The organism is Nitrospirillum guaranorum, assembly GCF_034653275.1.
Lineage (GTDB): Bacteria > Pseudomonadota > Alphaproteobacteria > Azospirillales > Azospirillaceae > Nitrospirillum.
This window is the reverse complement of record NZ_JAYEES010000004.1, coordinates 830,790-846,330: the sequence shown is the minus strand read 5'-3', so window position 1 is coordinate 846,330 and position 15,541 is coordinate 830,790. Positions and strand designations below refer to the sequence as shown.

Below are 15,541 nucleotides of genomic sequence, written 5' to 3'. Positions count from 1 at the left end.
AGGATCAGCGCCCGGGGGGCGGTTCCTCCAGGATTTTCAGGATGGCGTTCTGGCCGCTGGGGTTCATCTGATCGGCGCCGTCCACGATCACGATGCGCCAGCCGCCCTCCGCCGCCGTCAGGCGCAGGAAGGGGGCGATACGGCGCACCTCCTCCACCGGCAGGTCGCGCTTGAAGCGTTTGCGCTTCTCATCCCAGGTGCGCTGGATGGTCAGCAGATCGCCATGGGCGCCGGCGGCGACGCGCCGCGCGGTCGGGTTCTCGGGCGAAACGTACAGGCTGGTGGGCGGCGGCGGGGCGCCGAACAGGCCGTCTCCTTGCTGCTCCGCCCCGCCCGACAGCAGGAAGCGGGCGAAGCGGTAGGCCAGCGTGGCCTTGCCGATGCCGGGCGGTCCGCCGATCAGCCAGGCGTGATGCAGGCGCCCCCCGGTGGCGGCCTTCAGCAGCGTCTGTTCCGCCGCGGCATGGCCCATCAGGTCGTGCGTGGCGATGGGCGCCGGCACGCTTTCCCGGTCGAACGCCGGCGCCGGCATCAGGCGGCCCTCCCCAGCGGGCCCAGGCGTTGTGCCACCGTGGCCAGCAGCCGTGCCTGGATGGTGGCGATGTCGCCGGTGGCGTCGATCACGGCGCAGCGGCCGGGATCGTGGGCCGCGATGTCCAGGAAGCCCTGCCGCAGGCGTTCATGGAAGGAGATGCCCATGCGTTCGTACCGGTCCTCCGCCCCCGGCCTCGAGCCGGCGCGGGCCAGGCCGGCCTCGACCGGCAGATCCAGCACCAGGGTCAGGTCGGGCATGAGGCCGCCGGTGGACAGGCGGTGCAGGTCCGCCAGGACGCCCCGGTCCACGCCCATGGCGTAGCCCTGATAGGCGACGGTGCTGTCGACATAGCGGTCGCACAGCACCCAGGCGCCTCGGGCCAGGGCCGGGCGCACCAGCGCCTCGACATTCTCATGCCGGGCGGCGTTGTGCAGCAGCGCCTCGGTCAGGCGCTGCCAGGGCGTGTCGCCCGCCACCAGCAGCCCCCGGATGGCGGCGGCGCCGTCGGAACCACCGCCAGGCTCGCGGGTGGTCACCACTTCCACCCCCCGGTCCGTCAGGGCTTGGGCCAGCAGGCGGGCCTGGGTGGACTTGCCCGCCCCCTCCCCGCCCTCAAGGGTGATGAACCGGCCGGTCGCCATCCGCCGCCTCAGCTGCCGAAGATCATGCGGTGCAGGCCGGCGCCCATGCGGCCGAACAGGCCCAGGCGCGGCACGTCGTTGGCCGCCTGCAGGGGGATTTCCAGAGTCTGCAGATCCGGCGCCGTCACCTTCAGGGTGGCGACGGTGGCGCCCTTGGCCACCGGCGCGGCCAGCGGCAGCTGTGTCACCACCGCCACCTTCATGGCGCGGCGCTGCTCGGCGGTCAGGGTGATCTTCAGGGCGTCGGGGAGGACCACCGGCACCGTGGCGGCGGTGCCCAGCGACACCGGCAGGGTGTCCACCGTCTCACCGGCCTTGAACAGCGCGTAGTCGTCGAACTCGTGGAAACCCCACTCCAGGATGCGGGCGGGCTCATCCGCCCGGCTCTGCATGCTGGTCAGGCCGTTGATCACCAGCACCAGGCGGCGCTCGCCGCGCTTGGCCGAGGCGATCAAGCCATAGCCGCCCGCTTCGGTATGGCCGGTCTTCAAGCCGTCCACGCCCATGTTGCGGTACAGCAGCGGGTTGCGGTTGCCCTGCTTGATCTTGTTGTAAGTGAACTCCAGCTCCGAGAAATAATGATAGTACTCGGGGAAATCGTGGATGGTGTGGATGGCCAGGATGGCCAGGTCGTGCGCCGTGGAATAGTGGTTGGCGTCCGGCAAGCCGGCGGCGTTGGTGAAGTTGCTGTCCTTCATGCCCATGTCGTGGGCGCGCTTGGTCATGTTGCGGCAGAAGGCCTCCTCCGTGCCGCCCAAGCCCTCCGCCAGGACGATGGTGGCGTCGTTGCCGGACTGCACCAGCACGCCGCGGATCAGATCCTCCACCTTCACGTTGGCGCCCAGCGGCAGGTACATGGTGGAGCCTTCGGTCTTGGCGCCGCCCAGTTCCCAGGCGCGGCGGCTGACCGGCAGGCTGTCCTCCAGCGACAGCTTGCCGTTCTTCAGCCGGTCGAAGACCATGTACATGGTCATGACCTTGCTCATCGACGACGTCGGCATGTGCTGGTCGGCGTTCTTGGCGAACAGGACGGTGCCGGTGTCGGCATCCATCAGGATGGCCTGGCGCGCCTCGGTATCGATGGTGGCGGCGTGCGCCACACCGCTCAACAGACCGCCCAACAGCCCCATGACCAAGGCGGCCTTAACCGCGCCGCGCGTCGCCAAAACCTTCAGTTCCATGTCTCTTCTATCCCGACTGCGTGTCCGATAGCTCTAATAGCCTTAAAGCATGCGGGGGCACTGATGCCCCATGAACGGCCGTCCATGCCAGTCTCCAGACGGCCTATGGCCAAAATGTCCCAACCGGCGGCGACCCCGGTGCACAGGGTGCGGCGGCCGGCGGGAACATTTCAAGCCTAACCCGCGCCCTATTCGACGATCACGCGGGCGCCGTTGTTGCCGGCAGCCACCACCTGGTCCAGCACCTGGTCGGCCTGTTCCGGCGTGTCCAGCGGGCCGACGCGGACGCGGAAGAACTGCGTGCCGTTGACCATGCTGGGCGCCAGGAAGGACGGGCCGATGCTGGCCAGCCGGGCGCGCAGCTTGTTGGCGTTGTCGAACAGGGTGAAGGACCCGGCCTGCACGTAGATGCGCTTCGGCCCGGGGCCGACCGCGACCTGCTGCACCACCGGCGCCGGCAGGAACCGGCCATCGGGTTCCGTGGTGCCGGGAACGGTGGTGGGGGCCTGCACGGGCCGCGCGGGGGCCGGACTCGGCCCTTGCGCCGGCGGCAGGGCCTGGCCCTGCACCGTCACGCTGGGGCGCGGCGCGGCCTTGGGCACGGGGCTGCCGTCCGCCATGGTGGTGGGCACGGGCGCCGTGCTGCTGGGCGGCGCGTTCAGGGCCACCTGGCCACCGCCGGCCTGCATGGCCGCCGCCGCGATGGCGCGGCTTTCGTCCGCCAGGATCTGCACCCGCACCTTGGCCGTTCCCTGCTGTTCCATGCCCAGCAATTGCGCGGCGCGGCGCGACAGGTCGATGATGCGGCCGGCGGCGAAGGGGCCGCGGTCGTTGATGCGCACGACGATGGAACGGCCGTTGTCCAGGTTGGTCACCCGCACCAGGCTGGGCATGGGCAGGGTCTGGTGGGCGGCCGTCAGCTCGTTCTGGTCGAAAGTTTCGCCGTTGGCGGTACGTTCCTGGTGGAAGCCGGGGCCGTACCAGCTGGCGATGCCGGTTTGGTCGTAATCATAATCGGCACGCGGATAGTACCAGATGCCGCCGATCTGATAGGGGGTGCCCACCTTGTAGGTGGGCTGGCCCGCGCCGGCGGCCGATGGCGCCTGGGTCTTGATGGTGGCGGTGGGGGCCGGCGCCTCTTGCTTGTGGGCGCAACCGGCCATCAGCAGGGCAGCCAGCGACGCCCCGGCCAGGGCGGGCGCTTTCCAAGGGAACTGTCCCGTCGATTCGTTGGCGGCGGCGGCCGTCGCCGTCCGCCTCACCAGATTTGCCCGGCTCATCACTCGCACACCGCTATGGATTGTGGCTGCACCCTACAACATCTCACGGCGCCGCGCCAAGTTGATCGGCCAGCAAACCAACGGTGGTCGCGAAATAAGTGGATCGGTTCCAGTTCATGATGGTGCGGTAGTTGTCATAGACCAGGAAGGCGCGGCCGTCCGGCCCGTCCGGAATGACCAGCGAGGCCGACAGCGCGCGGGCCGGCAACGGCTTGCCGTCCAGGGCTCTGACCCCGGCCTTGGCCCATTCCGCCAGCGTCCGCTTCTTGTCCAGGCCGGCGGCGGCAGCCGCGTCCAGACCTTTCGTGGGCAGCGTCACTTCCCGCCCCCAGGTGGTGCCGGCGTCCCAGCCCACGGTGGACAGGTAGTTGGCGGCCGAGGCCAGCACGTCCGGCGTCCGGGTCCAGATGTCGCGGCGGCCGCAACCGTCGAAGTCCTGCGCGAACTTGAAGAAGGCGCTGGGCATGAACTGCACCTGGCCCATGGCGCCGGCCCATGACCCCTTCATGGTGGCGGGGTCGACCCTGTCCTCCTCCACGATGCGCAGGGCCTGGATCAGCTCCTTACGGAAATAGGCCGGGCGGCGGCCATCATGGGCCAGGGTCGCCAGGGCGTCGATGATACGGAAGCCGCCGGTGACGCGGCCGTAATTGGTCTCCAGCCCCCACAGCGCGACGATGTACTGCGGCTGCACATGGTACTTGGCGCTGACCTGGGCCAGCAGGGCGGCGTTCTGGCGCATCATGTCCCGGCCGCGCTGGATGCGGTCCTTGGTCAGGACGCGGTCGGCGTAGGTGCCGAAGGTGACCGTGCCTTCCGGCTGCTTGCGGTCCAGGTCGATGACGCGCGGCAGCTCCTGCACATTGGCCAGCGCCAGGTCCAGGGTGGCCTTGGAGATGCCCTGGGCCTGGGCTTCCTGCCGCACCCCGTCCAGCCAGCGCGCGAAGTCCGCCTGCTGTTCCGGCGTGATGACGGTGGGGGCGGGCGCCGCGGGGGCCGGGGGTTGCGCCGGCGCCGGCGGGAGGGCGGATGGCTGCTGGGCGTTCGCCGCCGCCGGCGGTCCACCGGCACACCCCGTCAGCAACAGCGCCGACAGCAGGCCGATGACGGCGCCGCGGGACAGGAGGGGGCGGTTGGCGGGAAAGCGGGTCACAGGCGAATTCCTCAAGGAAGCGGGAAAGATGGTCGGAAACTAGAAATGAAATCAGGGCGTTTTGGTGGCGCTGTCCGCGGCGTCGGGCATGGGGAACAAGGCGTCGGTGCGGCCCAGCAGGCGGTAGGCGACCAGCCCGATGTACTCATGCACCGACTGCGACAGCAGTTCCAGCCCGCGCAGCAGGTCGAAGTCCGGCCGGTACAGCAGCGTCCTGGGCGCCCGGATGTCGACCGGATAGGCCACCACCGGCCAGCCGACATGGCGGAAGATGCCCACCGAGCGCGGCATATGGAAGGCCGATGTCACCAGCAGCCAAGTCTGCCCGGGCTGCGGCCGCATCAGGTCGCGGCTGAACAGCGCGTTCTCCCAGGTGTTGCGCGACTCCCCCTCGAAGGTCACGCGGCCGATGTCCATGCCGATCTCCTCCAGCGCGGCGCGGGCCACCGGCGCCTCCTTCTCATCGGGATCGCGCAACTCCCCGGACCCGCCGGAGAAGATGATGCGGGCGTCGGGATAGCGGCGGGCCAGGTCGGGAATCACCATCAGCCGCTCCGCCGCGGCGTTCACCTCCGGCCGGCCCGTCTCGGCCGTGGCCACCTGGTCGACCGATCCACCCAGGACGATGATGCCATCGACATGGGCGGGTAGGCTGGCGGGTGCTGGAAAGCGCTGCTCCAGCGTGCGCATGCTCCACGCGCCGACGGGCAGCACGGCGATGACGGCCAGGCCCAAGGCCGCCGCCCGGGCGCAGAGCAAGGATCGGCGCATCCTGAAGCCCCCGGTTGCAAAAAGGCCGACCAACAAAAACAAAAGCAATAAGTTGCCGGGCGCCGTCAGCGTCCAGAAGATCTTGGACAGGGCAAAACTCAAGGCATTTGCCTCCCATAATCATTGAGCGGGAAAGCCTAGGCCTGGCAGGCCTACTCCTGTAACCGGCCTACCCCTGTAGCCAACGCTTCAGGCCAGAGCGGCCCGGATACGGTCAGATTCCATCGTATTTGTCGAATATTGCATGGACGGCGCAGTTTCCTCATGCGGTCGGGACAGGAAATGGTCTAAGGTCAAACCCAATCGAGAACAAGCCGGCCTAGCCCTGATCGTGACCGATGCCTGCCTGACCGTCGTCGCCAGAACCGACGCTGCACCTTCCGGTGCCGGTGCAATGCAGGATATTTCCGTCTTCACCCGCCGCATCGATGATCATTTGGCCAGCCACAGCGGCCCCTGCGCCGTGCTGGTCATCGAGATCTCGCGCATGGCGGAGCTGTACAAGCTACTGGGCCAGCAGGCGCTGGACGCGTCCATGGCGGTCATGGCCGAGCGGGTGCTGGGCCTGTGCGGCAGCGGTGACGCCGTCTGCCGGATCGCCCGGGCGCAGTTCGCCTTGTTCCTGCCCAGCCTCAGCCATGCCAGCAAGGCGCTGTTCACCGCCTCCGCCTTGGCCGCCCGCATCGGGGAACCCATCCTGGTGGAGGGGCGGCTCCTGTACATGGTGGCCAAGATCGGGGTGGCGGTGTCGCCCGACGACGGCACCAGCGGCCAGGCGCTGCTGCGCAACGCCGCCATCGCCCAGGGTGAGGTGGCGAAGTCCGGTTCCGCCCATTACCTGCACTATACCGAGCAGATGCGGGAGCGGCTGCGCCACCAGCTGATCACGGAGACGGAGCTGCGCCAGGCCATCCTGGATGAGGCCTTCGTCCTGCACTACCAGCCCAAGGTGGCCATCGCCGACGGCACCCCCATCGGGGGGAGGCGTTGATCCGCTGGCGCCATCCCACCCGGGGCCTGATCTATCCCATGGAATTCATTCCCATCGCCGAGGAGACGGGCCTGATGGTGCCCATCGGCGAATGGGCGCTGCGCGCCGCCTGCCGACAGATTCAGACCTGGATCGAGGCCGGGCGCCAGCCGCTGCAGATCGCCGTCAACGTCTCGGAACGGCAGTTCCGCTGGGGCCACCTGCCCGCGCTGATCGACGTCCTGTTGCGGGAAACGGGCATCCCGCCCCACCTGCTACAGCTGGAAATCACCGAATTGGTGTTGCCGGAGGATCTGGAGGGGGCCTTGCGGCAGATGGCGTGGATCGCCGATTGCGGCGTGGCCCTGGCGCTGGATGATTTCGGCACCGGCTATTCCTCGCTGTCCTACCTGCGCGAGCTGCCGCTGGATTGCCTGAAGGTCGACCGCAAGTTCGTGCAGGACATGGAACAGGACAGCGGCACCCGCCACATCGTCCAGGCCATCGTCGCCATGGCCAAGGCCATGGGCCTGAAGGTGGTGGCGGAAGGGGTGGAGACGGAGGGGGAGCGCAGCCTGCTGCGCGGGATGGGCGTGGAGGAAGGCCAGGGCTATCTGTTCGCCCGGCCCCTGCCCGTCAGGGAATTCGAACTGTTCTGCGGGCTGTAGGCGCGCGTCGGCTTCCCAAGCAATTATTATGGGTTCGGGCCAAGGGCCCTTCAGGTCGGCGTGCGCGCGGCGTCATCCCGGGCTGCCGGCCCCGTGCCGCTGACGGCGCGAACCCAGCCGGCGACGATGGCGCCCACGCCGTCGCGCAAGAACTCGATGCCCACGCCGTTCTCGGTGCGGCGCACGATGCGGACGGCGGCGGCCACGGGCGCCCCCGGCAGGCGCAACACCCCCTCCGTCCCGATGGGCAGGTCTGGATCGGGAACCAGAAAAGCCCCGCCGGCGGAAACGTCGGCGATACGGCAGGATACGAGGATGTCGCCGCAGCTCAGCTGCACCTGGCTGTCAACCGACAGGCGGTCGTAGGTCCGACGGTTGCTGGGCCGCACCAGGTTCGACAGCACGCGCTTGATACCGCCCCAGGCCATGAACCCCCTCCCTACGAAGTCAGACGGGCCGACGGTTTCCCCGATAAGACGGGAGCGCAAGCCATGCCATGGCTGGAGTGTGCCGCCAAAGGCGTCGTGACACAAATGCCCGGGCGGAATGCCTTTCCCGCGAGGTTCTTGCGCGACGCGCGTCTTAAGGCGCGCGTCTTACGGTTCGGCGCGCCCACCGTTGCGGATACGTAATGAGCTGGGTGATTGCGGATTGGGCGCTAGGGCGGACTGAAATGCGCCCGCGCGGCGCCGTTCGGGGGGCGCCCGTCGACCAACTCAAGAACGTAGGATTCGAGCTCCAGCCGTTCCTCGGGGGTGGCATCGGCATAGGCCCGGGTGCCGCGTATGCCCAGAAGCATTTCCGCCGCCCGCGTCAGGGCGATGTCGGTCGCCGTGCACGGATGGGCCGGTCGATTCTTGGGGGAGGCGCTCCCTATCGTTGCTGTGGGACCACCCCCGCGATCGTCATGAAGATCGGACATGGTCCACGTCTCCCAGACAATTGTGGGCACTGATCTACAACGAAAGTTGTTTATACAGGCTGCGAAACGGCCATGGAATTGTGACGGGCGGGCTATCTCCAAAGTGGCGCGGGGACGGGATCGCGCAGGCGCCGACGTCTCAGTTGGGCCTGGCCGCGGTCTCCACGGGCCCCACCGCATACGGGGACGGATCGGCGGCGTCGTGACGGGCCTCCAGCACTTTGTGCACGGATTGGCCGATCATGCGGATCTCGTCGAACTGGGTGACCAACTCGAAACAAAACAGGAATGCCAGAGTATAACAGGGGGCGGGAAAGCGCATCATGACCCGCAGGATAGGGGTGGTGTACAGCGTCCGGACGGCGTCGCGGGTCATGACCAGGGTGATCAGCACGCCGATGATGGCGCCCCCCAGCACGTCCGTGGGGTAGTGCAGCCCCAGATAGACCCGCACCATGCAGACGAAGATGGCGGTGTAGGCCATGGCCAGCACGCCGATCCAGCGCCACACCAGGAAGATGCCGGTGGAAACCGCCATCCACAGCATGGCGTGGTCGCTGGGAAACGAGCTCCAGGTCCGCAGGATGGTTTCGCTGGTGCCGCTCAAGGGAAAGTGGAAGGGCACGGCCGGATCGTAGATGGGACGCTCCCGGAACGGTAGGAAATGAGCCAGCAGGCGGCCGACGCCCAGGGCCAGCAGGCCGCTGACGAAGGTGGCGATCACCATCTCCTTTTCCCAGAGCCCGCGCCGGCCGCCCCGGAACCAGACCCACCATAGGACGGCCACCGGGAACAGGCCTTTGAACATCGAGAAGTCGGCGATGGTGCGAATGGCGTGGTTCACCACGTCCGAGGTGAAGGCGTGGGTGGTCAGGAATTCCTGGATGGCACTGTCGAAGCCGTTCATTTGTACGTTCTTCCTCCCTGGCCCTGACTCGCCTCCGGTGGCGATCGGGCAAACCTCGGGCGTCGCCGGCCGCGATCACGGCCGGACATGCGTTCTTCTCCCCATTGCCCCGGAAATGGCGGCGATGTCGGGCGGGCGAACCCGCGCCATCCCGACTCGTAACTGCCAACAAAATGTAACAAAAACTTTATATGGCGCGCGCGACGCCGCCAAAGACGTTCTTTGGAAATAGGTCGTGGGTCACAGATTGGTCGCGCCGAACGACCTAGGGCCGGGCGCTCACGCCCTGAAGAGATTTCGCTTCGTTCTAGCGCACCGGCGGCGTGTAGCTGCGCTGGGCCGCCCACGCGTCCAGGGCCAGCTCCACCGGGCGGAACAGCGGCCGTGGCAGGGCGTCCAGGCCATACCAGCCCCAATCCGCGATCTTGTGCGGCTCCAGCACCTGGGGCTCGCCCGGTTCCACCTCCTCGGCGATGAACTGGATGTCCACGTAGTGCTTGTCATAGGCCAGGATGTTGTGCAGGCAGAGGAAGCGCAGGCGCCGCACCACCAGGCCGCACTCCTCCCTCACCTCGCGGATGGCGCAGTCCTCGAAGGTCTCGCCATATTCCAGGTGCCCGCCGCACCAGGAATAACTGCCGTCGCCATGGCTGTTGCGCCGGCGGCCCAGCAGGATGCGGCCCTCCCGCTGGATCAGCACCCCGATGCCGACCTTGGGCACGCCCGTTGCGGCGGATGCTAGGGATTGGGTCATGCTGTGGCTCCGGATACTAGCTGTGGCGCATTTGGCCTCGCCAGCGGTATCATGCCGCCGCCTCGGCGCCAAGCGCCCGTATCCGTTCCCCGTTCCCGTTCCGGAGTCGTCCCCGCCATGTGCGGTCGTTATGCCGCCGTCACCCCGCCCCAGGCCATGGAGGCGCTGTTCCAGACCCTGGGCGCCCTGCCCAATTTCCCCGGCCGCTTCAACATCGCGCCGACGCAATCGGCGCCGGTGGTGCGCTGGAACGCGCGGACGGGGGAACGGCGGCTGGACATGCTGCGCTGGGGTTTGGTGCCGTCTTGGGCGGCGGATCTGGCGGGGGGCGCCAAGATGATCAACGCCCGCTCGGAAAGCGTGACGGAAAAGCCCACCTTCCGTGAGGCTTTCGCCCGCCGCCGCTGCCTGGTGCCGGTGACCGCCTTCTATGAATGGCGGGTGGAGAACGGCGCCAAGCAGGCCTACGCCATCGCCCCGGCCAACAGTGGTGCGGACGCCGGCACGGCCGCCTTCGCCGGGCTGTGGGAGGGCTGGAAGGATCCGGCCAGCGGGGAATGGGTGCGGACCTACACCATCCTGACCACGGCGGCCAACGACGCCATCGGCCACATCCACCACCGCATGCCGGTCATCCTGGCGCCCGACCACTGGCCCGCCTGGCTGGGTGAGACTGGTGCCGACGTCCCCACCCTGCTGGACCTGCTGCGCCCCTATCCCGCCAATCAGACCCGCTTCTGGGCGGTGGGGCCGCGGGTCGGCAACGTGCGCAACGACGATGCCGACCTGCTGGCGCCCCAGGCCGCGACCACCCTGTTCTGATCAGAGCCGCAGGCCCAACTGCATCCACAGGTTCTCACCCTGGGCGCGGTGTTCCGCCGCGAACTCGTGCTGCCAGGTGAAGGTGGTCTGCAGCGGGCCGATGTCATGACTGATGGCCGGCCCCACCGCGAAGGCCTTGCCGCGATAACCGTCGGCGCCCACTTTCAGCCCATCCTGGGTATCATCCTCATACTGGAGGTAGAAATAGCCGGAGACGCCGAAGCGCCAGCCATCGACATTGCGCGCCACGGCGAAATCCAGGTCGAAATCCGCCCCGGAGTGGTAGCGCGTGGCGTCGTTGGTGGTGTTGAACGCCAGGCGTGGCGAAACCTGTGCCTGCCAGCCCTGGGGATCGACGTAAGCCAGGCCCAGCGTGGGCTGGAAGGACCAGACGTTGCGGCCGATGTTGGCCAGGGCGGTGGCGCTGTATTGCCCCACCGGCATGAAGATGTCGGTGCCCCACACCAGGGACAGGTTGGGGGCCAGGCGCCAGCCCAGCATCAGTGGCGTGATGCCGACGTCACCGAAACCCAACTTGCTGGTCTTTTGCCCCGCCACCTCGGCATGCAGGTCGACGATGGGCAGGATCACCTCGGACGCCACCTGGGCGCCGAATAGCCGGTACGGCGTGACGACGAAGCCGCGAAAGGTCTGCGAGACGGATTCGACGCTGAAATCCAAGGGTAGCTTGTTGCCGCCGCCGTCGTTCATCTGGCCGGCGGTGTAGTAGTTGGGCTGGAACAGGATGTACTCGCCCGGCGGCGGCATCGCGCCAGCCAGGTAGATGCTGGCGCCCGGCGGATAACTGTTGCCGCCGCTTTCAGTGGCATGCGCCGCATGCAAGTTGGCAAACGACATCGTGTACAGAATTGTCGCACCCATTGCCCAGTTCTTCACAGAGCATTTCCTCCTCATTTGCGATCCGCGCGCAGACGGTCGCCTTTTATTTTGGTGAGGAGAAAATCATCGGAAATAACGATGACCGACAAGGCGCATTATTCAATATGCATCATCGGTTTGGACGATGCATCGTGTGATTGCCGCCGCGTCGCGCCAATACGTCAAGCGGGACGAAAACGGCGACCGCCGATCAAAAACATGGCTAAGCTATTGGAAAGTTTGGTGATCCCGGTGGGATTCGAACCCACGACCCCATGATTAAAAGTCACGTGCTCTACCGGCTGAGCTACGGGATCGACCGCAGGGAAAACGGCTTGGTTTTCCGCGAACGAAGACGGGGCCGAGGGCCCGTCCCGGTGTGGCGCGCACCATAATGACGGGTATGGGCGCGGTCAATGGAAAGCGGCGGGGCCCGGCACATCAACGGTGCATAGGGCCCCTGCCCGCAAACGTCTTCGGGCCTACTCGCCGGCGCCGCCGGTGGCGGGCTCGACACCCCCGCCCACCCCTTGCCGGGCGTCCTGGGCGAAACGCTCCGCCAGGCGATGGGCCACGCGCGGGCTGACGAAGTGGGCGATGTCGCCGCCCAGCCGCCCGATCTCCTTCACGAAGCGGGAGGAGATGAACTGGTGCCGGTCCGACGCCATCAGGAACACGGTCTCGACCTGCGGATTGAGCCGCGCGTTCATCCCGGCCATCTGGAACTCGTACTCGAAGTCCGAGACGGCGCGCAGGCCCCGGATGATCACCTGGGCCTGGCAGCCCACGGCGAAGTTCATCAGCAGGCTGTCGAAGGGCCGCACCTCGACGGAGATGCCCTTGGCGGCCAGCGGTCCCAGTTCGTCCTGCACCAGGGCCACACGCTCCGCCGTGGAGAACAGGGGCCCCTTGCCGGCGTTGCTGGCCACCCCGATGATCAGGTGGTCGACCAGCTTGGCCGCCCGCTGGATGATATCGAAATGCCCATTGGTGATGGGGTCGAAGGTGCCGGGATAAACCCCGATGCGACGCTCGCTCATCCTCGCCCCCGCTGATCCAATCCGCCCATCGTCAGCTCCATCCGCCGGCTTTGCCGAGGTGGGGGTTCGAATCCATTGGAGGATTCGAACCCCAGACACCTCAGGCGCCGGTTCCCTCATCCGGGCTAACCGCCCCGGTTTCAACCGGCGCGGCGTCGTCCGCCCCGCCGTCCTCGGTCCCGTCGTCGGCCAGCCGCGCCACCGACACCACGCCCTCATCCGCCGACAGGCGAAACAGGGTGACGCCCTTGCTCTTGCGCGCGGTGATGCGCACGTCGTGCACGGGCATGCGGATGACCTGGCCGCCGTTGCTGACCATCATCACCTGGTCGGTCTCGGCGATGGGGAACACGGCGGCGATGGCCTTGTTGCGGGCCCCCATGTCCATGTTCCAGATGCCCTGGCCGCCACGTCCGGTGAGGCGATACTCATAGGCCGAGGTGCGCTTGCCGAAGCCCTGGACCGACACGGTCAGCAGGAATTCCTCGCGCGCCTTCATCTCGGCATAGACCTCGGGCGACAGGGTGCCGACATCGCCGGTGACCTCGGGGTCGACATCGGCGGCCTCCTCGACCTCCTCACCCTGCTGGCGGCGCTCGGCGCTGGCCTGCTTCAGGTAGGCGGCGCGATCTTCGGCCGTGTACTCGGTGTGGTGCAGGATGGACAGGCCGATGACCTCATCCCCCTCGGCCAGGCGAATGCCGCGCACGCCAGTGGAGGTGCGGCCGGCGAAGACCCGGACGTCCACCACGGGGAAGCGGATGCACCGGCCCAGGCGCGTGGCCAGCAGCACGTCGTCCGCCTCGCCACAGGTGCGCGCGGCGATCAGCAGCTCACCCTCTTCCTCCAGCTTCATGGCGATCAGGCCATTGGCGCGGATGTTGGTGAAGTCCGACAGTTTGTTGCGGCGGACGTTGCCGTGGCTGGTGACGAACAGCACGTTCAGGTCGCCCCAGCTGGCCTCGTCCTCGGGCATGGGCATCACGGTGGTGATGACCTCGCCATCCTCCAGCGGCAGCAGGTTCACCAGGGCCTTGCCCCGGGTCTGCGGTTGGCCCAGCGGCAGGCGCCAGACCTTCAGCTTGTAGACCATGCCGCGGTTGGTGAAGAGCAGCATGGGCGTGTGGGTGTTGGCGACGAACAGGTCGCTGACCGTATCCTCCGCCTTCAGCTGCATGCCGCTGCGGCCCTTGCCGCCGCGCGCCTGCGCCCGGTAGGTGGAGACGGGCACCCGCTTGATGTAGCCGCCTTGCGTGACGATGACGACCATGTCCTCGCGCTGGATCAGGTCCTCGATGTCCGCCTCGAACTCCAGGTCTTCGATCTTGGTGCGGCGGGGCGTGTCGAAGCGCGCCTTCACCTCCACCAGCTCGTTGCGCAGGATGGTCAGCAGCAGCGGGCGGGACGACAGGATCTCCAGGAAATGGCGGATCTGCTCCACCACCGCCGTCAGGTCGGCGCCGATCTTGTCACGCTCCAGCCCGGTCAGGCGGTGCAGGCGCAGTTCCAGGATGGCCTTGGCCTGCGCTTCCGACAGACGGTAGGTCCCGGCCTCCGACAGGCCGCGACCCGGCTCGTCGATCAGGGTGATCAGCGGCGCCACGTCGTTGGCCGGCCACTCACGGGCCACCATCTCCTCGCGCGCCGTCTGCGGGTCGGGGGCGCGGCGGATCAGGGCGATCATGTCGTCCAGGTTGGCCACGGCCACGCCCAGGCCCACCAAGGTGTGGGCGCGTTCGCGGGCCTTGCCCAGCTCGAACTCGGTGCGGCGGGTGATGACCTGCTCGCGGAACTTCACGAAGGCCGCGATGATGTCCTTCAGGTTCATCAGCTCCGGCCGGCCGCCGTTCAGGGCCAGGGTGTTGACGCCGAAAGAGGTCTGCAGCGGCGTGTGGCGGAACAGCTGGTTCATCACCACGTCGGCCACGGCGTCGCGCTTCAGTTCCACCACCACGCGCACGCCGTCGCGGTCGGACTCGTCCCGCACGTCGGAGATGCCCTCGACCAGCTTCTCCTGCACCACCTCGGCGATGCGCTCGATCAGCTTGGCCTTGTTCACCTGATAGGGGATCTCGGTGAAGACGATGGCCCAACGATCCTTGCGGATCTCCTCGACCTCGCTCTTGGCGCGCATGACGACGGAGCCGCGGCCCGTCTCGAACGCCGAGCGGATGCCGGAACGGCCCAGGATCAGGGCGCCGGTGGGGAAGTCCGGACCGGGGACGATCTCCATCAGCTCGGGAATGGTGATGTCCGGGTTGTCGACATAGGCGCAGCAGGCGTCGATCACCTCGCCCAGGTTATGGGGCGGGATGTTGGTGGCCATGCCCACGGCGATGCCGCCGGCGCCATTGACCAGCAGGTTGGGGAAGCGCGCCGGCAGGACCGTCGGCTCATCCTTCGACTCGTCGTAGTTCTTCTGCCAGTCGATCGTGTCTTTATCGATGTCGTCCAGCATCGCCTCGGCCGACTTGGCCAGGCGGGCCTCGGTGTATCGCATGGCCGCGGCGCGGTCGCCGTCCATGGAGCCGAAGTTGCCCTGGCCGTCGATCAGCGGCAGGCGCATGGAGAAATCCTGCGCCATGCGGACCATGGCCTCGTAGATCGAGCTGTCGCCATGGGGGTGGTAGTTACCCATGACGTCGCCGACCGCCTTGGCCGACTTGCGGTACGGCTTGGTGCTGTCGTAGCCGCTTTCCTTCATCGCGTAGAGGATGCGGCGGTGCACCGGCTTCAGGCCGTCCCGCACGTCGGGAAGCGCGCGGCTCACGATCACGCTCATGGCGTAATCGAGATAGCTGCTACGCATCTCCTCTTCGATGGCGATGGGGGTGATGTCGCTGGCGGGAGGGGCCGCGGGGGGCGTCGGAGTCGTGACCAAACCAGAATCCAAAAGCAAGGAAAACCAAGCCTCACGGGTGGCTGCGCAGCCGCCCGCAGGCGATGGGGATCGGCCGCTTTTCTAGCATCATTCGCGCATGCGAACAATGAAACCGGCACGCCGCGTAGCTCTATGGT

16 protein-coding genes and 1 tRNA gene are annotated in these 15,541 nt (G+C 67.5%); 3 read left to right on the top strand and 14 right to left on the bottom strand.

All coding sequences use genetic code 11. The annotated features are described in order from the left end of the window. Positions 1 to 4: 4 nt before the first annotated feature. The 6 genes from UAJ10_RS25555 to UAJ10_RS25530 all read right to left on the bottom strand — a co-directional run bounded on the left by UAJ10_RS25555 (position 5) and on the right by UAJ10_RS25530 (position 5,561). Complete coding sequence (locus UAJ10_RS25555) at positions 5 to 532, bottom strand: DNA polymerase III subunit delta' (protein WP_322918111.1); 528 nt, start codon at positions 530 to 532, stop codon at positions 5 to 7. Beyond that, entirely contained in the window at positions 532 to 1,176 is a 645-nt protein-coding gene (gene tmk, locus UAJ10_RS25550; RefSeq protein ID WP_322918109.1) for a dTMP kinase, read from the bottom strand. Before tmk ends, UAJ10_RS25555 begins: the two co-directional genes overlap by 1 nt. A gap of 8 nt (positions 1,177 to 1,184) precedes the next feature. Continuing rightward, the gene (locus tag UAJ10_RS25545; protein WP_322918106.1) at positions 1,185 to 2,357 is read right to left on the bottom strand and encodes a D-alanyl-D-alanine carboxypeptidase family protein; all 1,173 of its coding nucleotides are present in this window, start codon (positions 2,355 to 2,357) and stop codon (positions 1,185 to 1,187) included. Positions 2,358 to 2,545: 188 nt separating this feature from the next. Beyond that, on the bottom strand, positions 2,546 to 3,637 hold the full coding sequence (locus UAJ10_RS25540; protein WP_322918105.1) for a septal ring lytic transglycosylase RlpA family protein: 1,092 nt from the start codon (positions 3,635 to 3,637) through the stop codon (positions 2,546 to 2,548). Between the two features lie 43 nt (positions 3,638 to 3,680). Continuing rightward, positions 3,681 to 4,790 carry a lytic murein transglycosylase gene (locus tag UAJ10_RS25535; RefSeq protein WP_322918103.1) on the bottom strand — a complete coding sequence of 370 codons (1,110 nt, stop codon included), beginning with the start codon at positions 4,788 to 4,790 and terminating at the stop codon, positions 3,681 to 3,683. Positions 4,791 to 4,841: 51 nt separating this feature from the next. After that, positions 4,842 to 5,561, bottom strand: coding sequence for a YdcF family protein (locus UAJ10_RS25530; RefSeq protein WP_322918101.1), 720 nt, complete (start codon positions 5,559 to 5,561; stop codon positions 4,842 to 4,844). 394 nt (positions 5,562 to 5,955) lie between these two features. On the opposite strand from UAJ10_RS25530, the gene UAJ10_RS25525 reads away from it, so the two are divergent. Together UAJ10_RS25525 and UAJ10_RS25520 are read left to right on the top strand one after the other, a co-directional pair. Beyond that, a complete protein-coding gene (locus UAJ10_RS25525; protein ID WP_322918100.1) occupies positions 5,956 to 6,552 on the top strand; it encodes a diguanylate cyclase domain-containing protein in 597 nt (198 codons plus the stop codon). Beyond that, complete coding sequence (locus tag UAJ10_RS25520) at positions 6,549 to 7,199, top strand: putative bifunctional diguanylate cyclase/phosphodiesterase (protein ID WP_322918099.1); 651 nt, start codon at positions 6,549 to 6,551, stop codon at positions 7,197 to 7,199. Before UAJ10_RS25525 ends, UAJ10_RS25520 begins: the two co-directional genes overlap by 4 nt. Positions 7,200 to 7,249: 50 nt before the next feature. Here UAJ10_RS25520 and UAJ10_RS25515 read toward each other — a convergent pair whose 3' ends face one another. From UAJ10_RS25515 to UAJ10_RS25500, 4 genes are all read right to left on the bottom strand, one after another. Continuing rightward, a complete protein-coding gene (locus tag UAJ10_RS25515) occupies positions 7,250 to 7,627 on the bottom strand; it encodes a PilZ domain-containing protein (protein WP_322918098.1) in 378 nt (125 codons plus the stop codon). 230 nt (positions 7,628 to 7,857) lie between these two features. After that, positions 7,858 to 8,121 (bottom strand): hypothetical protein, encoded by a 264-nt coding sequence (locus UAJ10_RS25510; protein ID WP_322918097.1) that lies wholly within the window; start codon positions 8,119 to 8,121, stop codon positions 7,858 to 7,860. A 139-nt stretch (positions 8,122 to 8,260) separates the two neighbouring features. Next, a complete protein-coding gene (locus UAJ10_RS25505) occupies positions 8,261 to 9,028 on the bottom strand; it encodes a phosphatase PAP2 family protein (protein ID WP_322918096.1) in 768 nt (255 codons plus the stop codon). A gap of 307 nt (positions 9,029 to 9,335) precedes the next feature. Further along, positions 9,336 to 9,782: a nucleotide triphosphate diphosphatase NUDT15 gene (locus UAJ10_RS25500; protein ID WP_322918094.1), complete on the bottom strand. Its 447-nt coding sequence runs from the start codon at positions 9,780 to 9,782 to the stop codon at positions 9,336 to 9,338. A 117-nt stretch (positions 9,783 to 9,899) separates the two neighbouring features. Between UAJ10_RS25500 and UAJ10_RS25495 the strand changes: the two genes are divergently transcribed. Next, entirely contained in the window at positions 9,900 to 10,604 is a 705-nt protein-coding gene (locus tag UAJ10_RS25495) for an SOS response-associated peptidase (protein WP_322918093.1), read from the top strand. Here UAJ10_RS25495 and UAJ10_RS25490 read toward each other — a convergent pair whose 3' ends face one another. From UAJ10_RS25490 to gyrA, 4 genes are all read right to left on the bottom strand, one after another. Continuing rightward, complete coding sequence (locus UAJ10_RS25490; RefSeq protein WP_322918092.1) at positions 10,605 to 11,462, bottom strand: SphA family protein; 858 nt, start codon at positions 11,460 to 11,462, stop codon at positions 10,605 to 10,607. It abuts the gene before it with no gap. 262 nt (positions 11,463 to 11,724) lie between these two features. Then, a tRNA-Lys gene (locus UAJ10_RS25485) sits at positions 11,725 to 11,800 on the bottom strand. A gap of 165 nt (positions 11,801 to 11,965) precedes the next feature. Further along, positions 11,966 to 12,523: a pantetheine-phosphate adenylyltransferase gene (gene coaD / locus UAJ10_RS25480; RefSeq protein ID WP_145753700.1), complete on the bottom strand. Its 558-nt coding sequence runs from the start codon at positions 12,521 to 12,523 to the stop codon at positions 11,966 to 11,968. A gap of 100 nt (positions 12,524 to 12,623) precedes the next feature. Continuing rightward, positions 12,624 to 15,332 carry a DNA gyrase subunit A gene (gyrA, locus tag UAJ10_RS25475; protein WP_416235420.1) on the bottom strand — a complete coding sequence of 903 codons (2,709 nt, stop codon included), beginning with the start codon at positions 15,330 to 15,332 and terminating at the stop codon, positions 12,624 to 12,626. Positions 15,333 to 15,541 lie beyond the last annotated feature (209 nt).